At 53.3% G+C, this 12,536-nt stretch carries 13 protein-coding genes; 3 read left to right on the forward strand and 10 right to left on the reverse strand.

From position 1 onward, the window contains the following. Window positions 1–3: 3 nt before the first annotated feature. A complete protein-coding gene (gene pdxA / locus ACMYSL_RS17460; protein ID WP_434659209.1) occupies window positions 4–1,011 on the reverse strand; it encodes a 4-hydroxythreonine-4-phosphate dehydrogenase PdxA in 1,008 nt (335 codons plus the stop codon). Between the two features lie 245 nt (window positions 1,012–1,256). Here pdxA and ACMYSL_RS17465 point away from each other — a divergent pair, with 245 nt between their 5' ends. After that, window positions 1,257–2,051 (forward strand): triose-phosphate isomerase, encoded by a 795-nt coding sequence (locus ACMYSL_RS17465; RefSeq protein WP_434659210.1) that lies wholly within the window; start codon window positions 1,257–1,259, stop codon window positions 2,049–2,051. A 41-nt stretch (window positions 2,052–2,092) separates the two neighbouring features. Continuing rightward, window positions 2,093–3,055 carry a sugar-binding transcriptional regulator gene (locus tag ACMYSL_RS17470; RefSeq protein ID WP_110277146.1) on the forward strand — a complete coding sequence of 321 codons (963 nt, stop codon included), beginning with the start codon at window positions 2,093–2,095 and terminating at the stop codon, window positions 3,053–3,055. A gap of 262 nt (window positions 3,056–3,317) precedes the next feature. Here the strand turns inward: ACMYSL_RS17470 and alsE are convergent, their stop codons facing one another. From alsE to ACMYSL_RS17490, 4 genes are read right to left on the reverse strand one after another with little or no spacing between them, the layout of a single operon-like run. Next, window positions 3,318–3,995, reverse strand: coding sequence for a D-allulose 6-phosphate 3-epimerase (gene alsE, locus ACMYSL_RS17475; RefSeq protein WP_182237924.1), 678 nt, complete (start codon window positions 3,993–3,995; stop codon window positions 3,318–3,320). A 22-nt stretch (window positions 3,996–4,017) separates the two neighbouring features. Beyond that, on the reverse strand, window positions 4,018–5,280 hold the full coding sequence (locus ACMYSL_RS17480; protein ID WP_434659211.1) for a PTS ascorbate transporter subunit IIC: 1,263 nt from the start codon (window positions 5,278–5,280) through the stop codon (window positions 4,018–4,020). A 31-nt stretch (window positions 5,281–5,311) separates the two neighbouring features. After that, on the reverse strand, window positions 5,312–5,578 hold the full coding sequence (locus ACMYSL_RS17485) for a PTS sugar transporter subunit IIB (RefSeq protein WP_182237919.1): 267 nt from the start codon (window positions 5,576–5,578) through the stop codon (window positions 5,312–5,314). Window positions 5,579–5,589: 11 nt separating this feature from the next. Further along, window positions 5,590–6,030: a PTS sugar transporter subunit IIA gene (locus tag ACMYSL_RS17490; RefSeq protein ID WP_434659212.1), complete on the reverse strand. Its 441-nt coding sequence runs from the start codon at window positions 6,028–6,030 to the stop codon at window positions 5,590–5,592. 230 nt (window positions 6,031–6,260) lie between these two features. Here ACMYSL_RS17490 and ACMYSL_RS17495 point away from each other — a divergent pair, with 230 nt between their 5' ends. Beyond that, complete coding sequence (locus ACMYSL_RS17495; protein ID WP_304258169.1) at window positions 6,261–7,319, forward strand: LacI family DNA-binding transcriptional regulator; 1,059 nt, start codon at window positions 6,261–6,263, stop codon at window positions 7,317–7,319. Here ACMYSL_RS17495 and cobB read toward each other — a convergent pair. Genes cobB through lolC form a run of 5 tightly spaced genes read right to left on the reverse strand, consistent with a single transcriptional unit; the run spans window position 7,316 to window position 12,252 of the window. Continuing rightward, the gene (gene cobB, locus ACMYSL_RS17500) at window positions 7,316–8,140 is read right to left on the reverse strand and encodes a Sir2 family NAD+-dependent deacetylase (RefSeq protein WP_434659213.1); all 825 of its coding nucleotides are present in this window, start codon (window positions 8,138–8,140) and stop codon (window positions 7,316–7,318) included. The genes ACMYSL_RS17495 and cobB overlap by 4 nt on opposite strands. 14 nt (window positions 8,141–8,154) lie before the next feature. Continuing rightward, window positions 8,155–9,066: an N-acetylglucosamine kinase gene (gene nagK, locus ACMYSL_RS17505; RefSeq protein ID WP_434659214.1), complete on the reverse strand. Its 912-nt coding sequence runs from the start codon at window positions 9,064–9,066 to the stop codon at window positions 8,155–8,157. A 48-nt stretch (window positions 9,067–9,114) separates the two neighbouring features. Next, the gene (gene lolE / locus ACMYSL_RS17510) at window positions 9,115–10,359 is read right to left on the reverse strand and encodes a lipoprotein-releasing ABC transporter permease subunit LolE (RefSeq protein ID WP_434659215.1); all 1,245 of its coding nucleotides are present in this window, start codon (window positions 10,357–10,359) and stop codon (window positions 9,115–9,117) included. After that, on the reverse strand, window positions 10,359–11,060 hold the full coding sequence (lolD, locus tag ACMYSL_RS17515; RefSeq protein WP_182237907.1) for a lipoprotein-releasing ABC transporter ATP-binding protein LolD: 702 nt from the start codon (window positions 11,058–11,060) through the stop codon (window positions 10,359–10,361). The genes lolE and lolD overlap by 1 nt, the downstream gene beginning before the upstream one ends. Next, window positions 11,053–12,252 (reverse strand): lipoprotein-releasing ABC transporter permease subunit LolC, encoded by a 1,200-nt coding sequence (gene lolC / locus ACMYSL_RS17520; RefSeq protein ID WP_112216803.1) that lies wholly within the window; start codon window positions 12,250–12,252, stop codon window positions 11,053–11,055. The genes lolD and lolC overlap by 8 nt, the downstream gene beginning before the upstream one ends. Between the last annotated feature and the right edge of the window lie 284 nt (window positions 12,253–12,536).

The raw sequence follows: 12,536 nt of genomic DNA on the forward strand, positions 1-12,536 counted from the left end.
CGATTAGTGGTTTTTCATTTTCCAGTAGCGCGCCGCAGCCATGGTGGATTCCAGCATGCTGACGGTGCCCGCTTTACCCGTGCCTGCAATGTCAAACGCCGTCCCGTGATCGACAGAGCTACGCATAAACGGCAAACCGAACGTGATGGTCACGGAACGTTCAAAATCGAGGGTTTTACAGGCGATATGCCCCTGATCGTGATAAAGAGAGAGGATGGCGTCATAGCGACCCAGCTTGCCAAGATGGAAAACGGAATCTGCCGGTACCGGGCCGATGGCGTTAATGCCCATGTCCTGCGCCGCTTTAACCGCCGGGATCAGGTTATCGGCTTCTTCATGACCAAACAGACCGTTATCTGAACCGTGCGGATTCAGTGCGGCCACCGCAATGCGCGGGTTCTGGATATTCAGCGCAGTGAACTCATGGTGGATTTGCTGTACGCAAGCCAGCACGCGCTCTTTATTGGCGTAATCGCAGGCATCTTTCAGCGCCATATGGCGGCTGACGAAAAACACGCGCAGATTGTGGACGTGGAACATCGTCAGGCCGTAATCCGAATTGGTTTCAACCTGATAGATTTCGGTATGGCCCGGTAATTTACATCCCGCCAGCTTGATAGCTTCTTTATGAATGGGCGCGGTAGAGACCACATCGATCAGGCCCGCTTTGCCCAGCTCGATAGATTTCAGGACATAGTCCAGCGACATTTTCCCCGCCAGCTTCTGTACTTTCCCCCATTCAATACTCTCGCAGTCGTAATCACCGGTTTCCAGGACATCCAGCGTACCCCAGCTAAAGCGAGCTTCCTGCGGATGGGTAATTTTGTTTATCGGGAAATCACATCCCATGATCTTCATCGCTCTGGCGATAATAGGCACTGAACCAATTAAAAAAGGTTTGCACTCGTCGTAGACGCTTTTTTCCATCATCGTCGCGACTGAAATCTCTGGGCCAATTCCAGCAGGATCGCCAATGGTAAGTGCGACAACGGGTTTTTTCTCTTGTGACATCGTGGACCTCTCGTAGTGGAAATCAGTTTTTGTTCATATGTTCATTGATTAATCATATGGTCAGAACATTACCTGATGATTGAGAGGTTATTAGTGATTTAGATCACATAAAAAAATCCATAGATTTATTTTATAAAAAAATGTGATCTAACATATGTTCACACAGTGATAAAAAGTTCAATCTCACTACTACGCGAACTCACTTTCACTACAAGCTATTGATTTATCTATTATGGAGAATAACAATGGAACAAATCTGGTTAGGAACCAGCTGGAAAATGAACAAGCCGTTGTCTCAGGCCATGGCCTGGTGTGAAACGCTGACAGAGCGGCTACCGGAGGTTTTACATCCGAAAATTCAGCCGTTTGTTATCCCTCCCTTTACCGCTATTCATCCGGTTAGTCAGTATCTCCAGCAGCACCAAATCCCTTGTCTGACCGGGGCACAGAACATGCATGAAGCGGAAAACGGCGCCTGGACAGGTGAAATTTCCGCCGCCATGCTGGCTGAAACCGGCGCAACCCTGGTCGAACTTGGCCATTCTGAACGCCGGGGCGCATTTAATGAAACCGATGCCGCCATTAACCAAAAGGTGCATAGCGCCCTGCGCCACGGTTTGCGGCCGCTTATCTGCATTGGCGACAGCGCCGACGAGAAGCGCTGGCAGGTATCGCGAGAAACCGTGGTACGACAGATGAAAATCGCCCTGTATGGTTTAAGCGAAGAACAGGTTTTACAAACTCTGGTCGCCTACGAGCCGGTATGGGCCATTGGCGAACACGGCACCCCAGCGACGCCGGAACAGGCCGCAGATATCCACCGGGCACTTCGTCAGGCATTGTGTGAAACCTTCGGCACAGAGACCGGACAGCGCATTCCCCTGCTGTATGGCGGTAGCGTCAATCGGCAAAATGCCGTAGAACTACTCCTTCAGGATGATATCAATGGGCTGTTTATTGGTCGTTCGGCATGGGATGCCAACGGCTATTGCGACATTGTTCAACGCGTTACAGAGGAATTTATTCTTCAGGCGCAGTAGTATTAGGGAGACATCAAAGATGGAAACACCGGGCGATAACTATGACTGAACAAGACTCAGATTATGCGCTGCTGACAGAAATTGCCGTGGCTTATTACGATCAGGAACAAACCCAGGAAGAGATTGCAAAGCGCTTTGGTATCTCGCGCATTAAGGTCGGTCGTTTGCTGAAGAAAGCCCGTCACGAAGGGATTGTCGAGATCAGCGTGAAATATCATCCGGTCTTCAGCTCGCAGATAGAGCAGCAGTTTATTTCTCATTTCGGGATCAAACGTGCGCTTATCGCCTTAGACCATCACGACGAGGACGAACAGCGCCAGCAGGTGGCGGCGCTGGTCAGCAACTATCTGGCCGGGATCCTCAAAAATGATATGACCGTGACCGTTGGCCAGGGGCGCAACGTCGCCGCCGTCGCTAACCATGTGGGGATTTTCCCGGAACGCAACTGCCGCTTTATTTGCGGTATCGGCGGAACCAAGCGCGATAACCAGCTGATCGATGCCGATCACATCAGTCGAAACCTGGCGCGCAAATTTAACGGCTTTAGCGAAACGCTGTACGCTCCAGCCTACGTCGAAACCCCGGAACTGCGTTCAGCGTTTATGCAAAACCGGCTGATTAAAGCTACGCTCGAACAGGCCAGCAAGGCGGACGTTGCCATTATTGGCCTCGGCGATATGAACGAAAACAGCTTTATGGTGCAGTTGGGCTGGTTCTCACCGCAGGAGATAGCCACCGCTCGTCAGGAACAGGGCGTGGTGGGCGATCTCGCGGGCTATAGCTTTTTCAATATTCAGGGCACGCCGGTTGATACGGTAATGAATGATCGGGTTATTGGCCTGAGCCTTGAACAACTGCGCACCATCCCCTGCGTGATTGCTATTGCTTCGGAAAGCACTAAATCAACGGCCATTCTTGGCGCGCTGCGCACCGGCGTAATAGATGTGCTGGCTACCAGCGCATCAAATGCCCGGGCAGTGATTAACATGCAGAAAGCGTTATAAAAAAGGGCGCCGCGGCGCCCTTAAGCAATAATCGCACTCCCCGGAGTGCGGCGCTACCCGACAACGCAAGCCCTGTAGCCCTCCCCGCCCCGGGGCTAACAAAACCATTATGGCTGCAACTCGACGAATATCAGGAAGCAAAGAGAAGGGTTACAGCATCCTCAACGCCACTGTTGCCATTCGGGAAAACAGAAAGCCGGACCGGTTAAATAGACCTCTGCTTAAACGTATATCTACGTGCCGGTTGAGGATGCTGTAAATTTTATGCGCTGACCTCACGCTCGAAGATAGTCATCATATTATCCCAGGCATCTCCCACGTCTTCCGCCAGAGAAAATAGCCCGGATGTGCCGACGATAAAGACATCAACGCCTGTTTGAGCTATCACTCCGAAGGTCTTCTCATTGCAGGAGCCATCGATCTCCGTCAGATAATGCCAGCCGTTCTCTTCGCGCATGGCAATCAGCTGTTTAATCTTATTCAGCGATTCCGGGATAAATTTCTGCCCGGCATAACCCGGATCCACCGACATCACCGTCACTTTATCGAGCAGATGCGCGTACTCTTTAATAGCTTCCGCTGGCGTCGCCGGGTTCAGCACCACGCCACAGCGGCGGCCTGCATCTTTAATCTGGTTCAGTAAACGAAAGATTTTGTTATTCGCCGTCTCAGGATGGAAGCTGATAATGTCCGCCCCTGCCTCAAGACACATCGGAATAATATCTTCCGGGTGGTTCACCATCAAATGCACATCAACAGGCACATCGGTTATCTTTTTCAGATTCTCGATAAAGAACGGCGACAGCGTGATGTTTCTGACGTAGTTGCCGTCCATAATGTCGACGTGATAGAAGTCCGCTCTGCCGTTCATCGCCGTAATCTGCTCTCTGAACTGGGTTAAATCCATGCACATCAACGAGGGCGAAAATTTAGCTGCCATACCCCATCTCCAAAAAAATCAATTAATTAAACCAGGCCACAACGTGTCCGAGCACGATGCCGACCACGCCGAAATCCGCATCTCCGAAGGTGGTGGATGCAAAGCCCAGGTCGCCCATCAGCGGCAGAAGAATGGCCGGTAAGAAAGAAATCAGTAATCCTTGCGCAAACGCGCCAGCGATGGCGCCTCGGCGGCCGCCGCAGATATTGCCGTACACGCCCGCCGTTGCGCCGCAGAAGAAATGCGGGACCAGGCCGGGAACTATTACGCTCAGGCCAAACAGCGGGCACAGGAACATGCTTACCAGACCGGCGGCAAAGCTTGATAAGAAGCCAACGATGACCGCATTCGGCGCGAACGGGAATACCGTTGGGCAATCGAGCGCCGGTTTAGCGTCCTTAACCAGTTTATCGGCGATACCTTTAAAGGCTGGGACGATTTCGGCGATCACCATGCGCACACCCGCAAGAATGATCCATACCCCGGCGGCAAAGGTCAGCGACTGAATAATGGCGAAGATAATGAAGTTCTGACCACCGCTGATGCTGGTTTCAACAAACGATTTCCCTGCCACCAGAACCAGAATCAGGAACAGAATCATCATGGTCAGCGAGATGGCTACCGATGAGTCACGCAGGAAGTTCAGCGATTTAGGAACCTTCAGTTCTTCAATCGACGGACTGCCCTTGCCTACCGCTTTGCCGACCAGCGCCGACAGCAGATAGCCAGTGGAGCCAAAGTGGCCCAGCGCCAGATCGTCAGTCCCGGTAATTTTGCGGGTAAACGGTTGCAGGATTGCCGGGGAAATCACCATCATAGCGCCGAGGATCACCGCGCCGAGAGCAACAACCCAGAAAGGAGACAGGCCGCCAACGGAAAGGATTACCGCCAGCATCGCCGACATATACAATGTGTGGTGACCGGTCAAAAAGATGTATTTCAGCGGGGTGATGCGTGCCAGCACGATGTTAAACAGCATCCCCAGCACCATAATCATCGCGGTCGCCGTACCGTAGTTCTTTTGCGCCAGCGCGGCCATCGCATCGGTGTTGGGTACCACGCCCTGAATATGGAATGAGTGTTCAAACAGCTGGCTGAAGGTTGTTAACGTGGTGGCGATAATCGCCGCACCGGATGTTAATATCACGAAACCCATAATCGTTTTCAGGGTTCCGGAAATAACATCAGAAATAGCTTTTTTCTGTAATAACAAACCGATTAAAGAAAAAAGACCGACCAGTATCGCTGGTGTGCCAAGCACATCATGAATAATAAACTGCAGCATAGAATGACTCCGTAGGGCCGCAAGGAATTAATTAAAGGTTATCAACCAGGATTTCTTTAATTTTGTTATTATCCAGCAGATTATTTAAACCAAAGACCTGAGCGGAATGTCCGGACAGATGCTCAGCAATATCTTTAGCGCTCAAAATAATATCTGCAGATTCGCTTTTTGCCGAGGTGAGATCGGTATGTGATACCTCCGCCTCTTTGCCTAGCTCGGCAATGATTTTTTTGACATTCATTTCTACAATGAAGCTACTGCCTAAACCATTACCGCAAACAATCAGGATTTTTTTCATGACCAACCTCATTATTCATTGATAACACTGTTAATTTCTTCAATCGTCGATGCATTAAGCAGACTTTCCAGACGTGTCTCATCGCAGAAAATTTCCGCCAGGGCGGTTATCATGCGGATGTGCTCATCACCAGAAACTGCGCATAGCATAATCACGACATAGATAGGATCGTTTTCATCAGCATCAAAAGAAACACCCTCTTTAATATGCAGTAAAGATAATCCATTTTTTTTAGCACCCTGCTCCGGACGAGCATGAGGCATTGCCAGACCGGGAGCCAGAACATAATACGGGCCTAATTCCTCATGACTACGAAAAATAGCTTCAATATAATGTTCATTAATTGATTCATCAGCTAACAGTGGCTGCGCAGAAATAGCCACGGCCTGTTTCCAGTCGCTAACGCTATCCACTATTTGAATCTTCTTTTCTGTTAACCAGGTAGAAATCATAAATCCCCCGCTCTATTTCAATATGGGCCTACTATAGTGGAATACTTTCGTGGCTTACCGTGATCTGCATCTCAAAGTTAGCGCTAACACGATAAAATGTTAAAATACTTGTTACCGCTAACTTTGTTAACCATACTGATGGTGACTGTAGGAATGAGCATTAGTAGTGCCCTGGTCGCCCGCCATCATTTACAATAGGCCCGGGCGATTGGGTAAACAGGAGGAAATCAGTGCAGACGTTACAAGCGGATGACGGCGCAAAAGAAAAACGCAGAAAGAACACCGGCAAAATCACGCTGGCGGAAGTCGCAAAGCTGGTGGGCGTCAGTACCATGACCGTATCCCGCGCGTTACGCATGCCTGAAAAGGTCAACCCGGAGCTGCGCACGCGCATTGAGGCCGCAGTCAGCGAACTCGGCTATGTGCCCAATTTACAGGCGCGCAGCCTGGCCTCTGCTGATTCAACGCTGGTGATGGGCGTCGTCCCCTCATTTTCATCGCCCGGTTTTATCGCCGCCTCAGAAACGCTGCAAACCGTCCTCGCATCGCGAGGCTATACGATGATGTTTATCGAATCCGGCCAGGGCGGACAAAGCGAGGAAAAGGCCTTTCAGCAGATGTTGGCCTATAATCCGGCGGCGATCGTTCAATTCAATATCGATAACATCGATAGCTGTGCGCAGATGCTGATAAATGCTGGTATACCGGTGGTAGAAATCGGCGCGATTAACCACGAGACGACCGGCGTCAGCATTGGGGTGGACTACTCCGCCGCATTAAAAAAACTGGTCACTTCGCTGGCGCAGGCGGGCTATAAGAATCTCGGATTACTCTGTACGGCGTCGAACAACATGATGTTCAGGCAGGTATTGAGCGGCTGGAATAGCGGGATGCTTTCGATCAACTACTCTCCGCATCGGGTAGTGACGCCGCATTTACCTTCAGGGATCACCACCGGCTTCAATCTGTTGAACGATATTCGCATCACCTGGCCCGAACTGGATGCGCTGATCTGTACCTCAGACGAACTGGCCTGCGGCTGTATTATGGCCTGTCATAACGCGGGGATTAAGGTACCGGATACGCTGGCGCTGGCCAGCCTGAGCGGCGGTACGCTGGCGGCAGTCTGCTCACCTGCGTTAACTGCGGTAGAGTTTCCGTGGAGTGAAGCGGGTACGATTGCTGGTAAAACGCTGCTGGATTTGCTGGCAGGAAATACGCTGGAGAGCGCCATTGAGCTGCCCTCCAGCCTGAAAGTTCGCGCCAGCAGCAGAAAGCCGCAGCGTTAAAAACCCTTCAACAGCTTGTCGATAAACTCCGGCACGACTACGCTTGCCAGGCCATAGTGTTTTTCAGCAAATTCACTGCCCACCTGGCTTGGCTCAAGGTTTAGCTCCACCGTATGCGCGCCCTGTAGCCGCGCTTCATGAACAAACCCTGCCGCCGGATAAACGTGCCCGGAGGTGCCGATGGCGATAAAAATATCGCATTCGGCCAGCGCCAGGTAGATCTCATCCATATCCAGCGGCATTTCACCAAACCACACGACGTGCGGGCGCAGCGGCGCGGGGAACTGGCAGCAGTGGCATTTGTCTTCCGTCGTCACATCGCCGGTCCACTCCAGCACCTGCCCGCTCCACGAACAGCGCACCTTCAGCAGCTCACCGTGCATATGTATCACCCGATGATTACCCGCACGCTCGTGCAGGTTATCGATATTCTGAGTAACCAGCAGAAAATGATCGCCCAAAGCTTCTTCCAGCCGCGCCAGCGCCTGATGCGCCGCATTGGGTGCGATATCCGGGCTTTGCAGCTGGCGACGACGGTCGTTGTAAAACGACTGCACCAGTTCTGGATTACGGGAGAAACCTTCCGGCGTCGCCACGTCTTCTACCCGGTGCTCTTCCCACAGGCCATCGGCGGCGCGGAAAGTTCTAATTCCCGACTCCGCCGAAATGCCCGCGCCGGTTAACACCACGACTCTTGGTTTTTCCATCGTCTCAGAGTTCTCCTTATCATCACCGAAGAAAATCCGCTGACGCAGACGGTCACGTAACCGGCGTTTGTTGCGGCGAAATCGGCTTAATCGATGTAAGCGGCGCGACTGCATAGCTACCTCTGTAATTAATGAGTCAGATGAAGGAAGGCCGCACCGCGCATACCTCCGGCATCACCATGACGTGCACGCTCAATTCGCGGCACGCTGGCGACAGGGAGCAGATGTCGCGGCAGACGCTGCGCCAGCCCTTCGGTTATTGCCGTAAAGTTAGACAATCCTCCGCCAAGCACCAGCAGATCCGGGTCAACGATGGTTAAAATATTGCCCAGGCACACCGCCAGCAGATCGAGATAGCGCTCGACATGCTCACGCGCTTTCGCATCGCCCTGCTGCCAGAGCGCAACGATTTCCGGCGAAGTTAAGGATTGTTGATAAAAATGTTCATACAGCCAGGCAAATCCACGACCGGAAAGGTAATTTTCGATGCAGCCAAGCTGGCCGCAACCGCAGCGGGTCAGCGGAAAATCACGGCCCACCACTTCCAGCGCATCCACCGGCAGGCGGATATGGCCGAACTCGCCGGTAATATAGCGATGTCCGGTAATCGATTTGCCGTTGAGCACCAGACCACCGCCGACGCCAGTGCCGAGGATCATCCCCATCACCAGCGGATACTGCGTAAACTCATCGTCCCACGCTTCGGAGAGCGCAAAACAGTTAGCGTCGTTATCAAGGCGCACGTCGCGCCCCAGACGTTCGCTCAGATCCGCCCGCAGTCGCCTGCCGCTGGCAGCGGGAACGTTGGCGGCATACAGCGTGCCGTCCTCTGTTTCCGGCATTCCCGGAATACCAATTCCCACAGAGCCCTTGCAGCCAAAACGCTGATCGGCTTCCTGAACCAGTTCTTCCACCGCCAGTAAAAAGGCCTCGTAGCTATCTTTCGGCGTGGCGATGCGTTTTTCCCACTGCAATCGCCGCTCTTTATCAAATACGCCCAGCGCTATCTTGCTGCCGCCAATGTCAAATCCGTAGTACATTTCAGCAATTCCTCTTGATGCATCGGCAAAGCCGATCATGACGATAAATTACTGGCCACTCAGCACCCTCGCCGGGTCAATGCGGCTGGCGCGGCGGGCGGGATACCAGCTGGCCAGCAAACTCAGCAACAGTGCCGTCACCAGCACGTAAACGACGTCCAGCCAGTGCAGTTCAGACGGCAGGAAGTCAATAAAATAGATGTCGCCGGAGAGGAATTTATGCCCGATCAGATCCTCAATCCCGTTAATAATCGAGGTCAACTTGAACGCACAGATAACGCCAATCGCCACCCCAATCAGGCTCCCTACCGAACCGGCAAGTAAACCATACCATACGAAAATCGCGCGGATCAGGCCGTCTTTTGCGCCAAGCGTGCGCAGCACCGCAATATCGCCGCTTTTATCCTTCACCGCCATCACCAGCGTCGAGACGATGTTAAAGCAGGCCACGCCGATCACCAGCACCATCGCCAGATACATAATGGCGCGGATCATCTGAATGTCGCGATACATATAGCCGTAGGTGCCAATCCAGCTCTTGATATAAACGTAGCTGTTGGTCACTTCACCCGCGTCGCGCACCAGGGTATTCGCATGAAACACATCGTTCACTTTAAGCGCGATACCGGTCACGCTGCTGCCCATATCCAGATACTGCTGCGCATCCTGCATTGGGATCATGGCAAAACTATGATCGAGCTGACCGCTGAGCTGCAAAATGCCGGTGACGTGAAGCCTGACGCGCTTGGGTTGCAACAGTTGGTGATCGGCATCGGAGTTAGGGATCATGATCGAGACCCAATCGCCCTGCTTAACGTGCAGCGCGTCGGCAACGCCCTTACCGAGGATCACCTGCTGCTCACCGGCCTTGAAGCTGGCCCAGGCGTTATTCTGCACAAACGTTGGCAATGAGCTGAGACGACTCTCCTGCAGCGGGTCGACGCCCTTCACCTGAATCGCCCGCATATTGCTGCCGCTCTCCACCAGCCCGGTGAAGTTAATATAGGGCGCGGCGGCAACGATGCCTTTGACCTTTTCAACCTTCGTCAGCGCATCGTTCCAGTTGTTCCACGGCTGGTTTACCGGCTCAATTTCACCATGTGGGACCACCGCCAGAATGCGGTTATTGAGTTCGCGTTCAAAGCCGTTCATCGCGCTCAGGCCGACGATTAACACCGCCACCCCCAGCGCAATGCCGATGGTTGAGATAACCGAAATCAGCGACACCATCCCGCCGCGTCGCCGCCCGCGGCTAAAACGCAGGGCAATCAATAACGATAACGGAGAAGCCATTACTCGGCCCCCATCAGGGAGAGTTCAGCGGTCAAGTGTCCATCGCGCATCTCCAGCTGGCGGTTCATACGTTTTGCCAGCTGCAGGTCATGGGTGACCACCAGAAATGCAGTGCGCTGGGCCACGTTCAGCTCGCCGAGAAGCTGGAAAATGCTGTCGGCGTTGCGGGCATCGAGGTTACCGGTAGGCTCATCCGCCAGCACCAGACGCGGTTTATTGACCAGCGCACGGGCAATCGCTACGCGCTGACGCTCGCCGCCGGAAAGCTCCGACGGGCGGTGGTCACTTCGATGCTCAAGCCCAACTGCGCGCAGCATCGCTTTGGCCTGGCGTTCAATATCCGCCGCCTTCTGTTTACCAATCAGCAGCGGCATCGCTACGTTTTCCAGGGCGGTGAAATCCGGCAGCAGGTGGTGGAATTGATAAATAAAGCCCAGCTCGCGGTTACGCAGGTCGGCACGAGCTGCGGCAGAAAGCTGGCTCATCGATTGACCGGAAAAAATAACGTCGCCGGAGGTCGGCGTATCCAGCCCACCCAGCAGATGCAGCAGCGTACTCTTGCCGGAACCGGAGGTACCGACAATCGCCATCATCTCGCCCTCTTCAATGCTGAAGCTGACATCGTGCAATACGTCGGTTTGCACAGTGCCTTCCTGATAGCGTTTGCACAGGTTGTCGCATTGCAGCAGGATCTTATTCATAACGTAAAGCCTCAGCGGGTTGAGTGGCGGCAGCGCGCCATGAAGGATACAACGTAGAGAGTAATGCCAGCACCATCGCCACCAGGGCGATGGAAATCACCTGCAGCGGCTCAATGGCTACCGGCAGCGCGGCGCCATCAAGGAACGCGCCGATAATCGGCATTAAATTATTCAGCTGGCTGGCGAGCAGTGCGCCCAGCCCGGCCCCCAGCAGCGCACCGACAATCCCGGCGCTGGCCCCCTGGACCATAAAGACCAGCATGATTTGCCGCGGCGTGAGCCCGAGAGTCTGCAAAATTGCCACCTCACCCTGTTTCTCCATCACCATCATCCCCAGAGAGGTGATGATATTGAAGGCGGCGACGGCGATAATCAGGCTCAGCAGCAGGCCCATCATATTTTTTTCCATCCGCACGGCCTGGAACAGCTCGCCTTTACGCTCGCGCCAGTCCTGCCATTTAGTGCCTTCCGGCAGCGTTTGTTGACTGAGGGTATCAACCTGCAAAGGCTGACTCAGCCAGAGACGCCAGCCGGTAATATTGCCCAGCGGGTAGCGCATCAGGCGAGAAGCATCGTCAATGTTGGTCAACATCTGATAGCCATCGACTTCACTACTGGCAGCAAAGGTGCCGATCACGTTAAACAGACGCTGGCTGGGAACCCGCCCCATCGGAGTGAACTGGCTGGCGGAGGGGACCATCACGCGGATCTGATCGCCGCGATTAACCCCCAGTTGTCCGGCCAACTGCTCGCCGATAATCACGTTGTATTTTCCAGGTTGCAGATCGCTTTGCTTGACGTTCACCAGGTATGGCGTCAGAGGATCTTTCTGCGCCGGGTCGATACCCAGTATTACGCCAACCGCCACGCTGCGGGCGCTTTGCAGCACCACATCGCCGGTCGTCAGCGGCGCAATCCGGGTGACGCCCTGTAACTTCACCGCGCTTTCCGGCAGCTTTTGCGGATCGATGGACCCTTGCTGGGCGCTAAGAATGGCCTGTGGCATCAGCCCCAGGATGTTGTTTTGCAGTTCGCGTTCAAAGCCGTTCATCACCGAAAGCACGGTAACCAGCGCCATTACGCCAAGCGTAATGCCAATGGTCGAGAGCCAGGAGACGAAACGACCGAAGCGGTCAGCTGCGCGCCCGCGCATATAGCGAAGGCCAATAAAGAGTGCGGCAGGTTGATACATGTAATCCATCTGATTGCTGAAGCCGATGCCCGAGTATATAAGCGATTATGAGCAGCGTAAATGTCTGAAACCTGACGATTTTATTAGCAAACCCATTAAAAATCCAATATAAACAGCCACATAGATAAGTAAGTCCTTATTTATCTTTACGCTTATCAGAGTCCGTTACATTTTTGCCCAAAACATGACATTTGCGATACGGGTTGGCGAATCCAGGTCGATCGCGGATAATCACACTATTGAATATCAGCGAGTTGCCCTCCATATCGGCAGAGCGAATCCCC

Source organism: Klebsiella sp. MISC125 (genome assembly GCF_051131775.1).
Taxonomy (GTDB): domain Bacteria; phylum Pseudomonadota; class Gammaproteobacteria; order Enterobacterales; family Enterobacteriaceae; genus Klebsiella.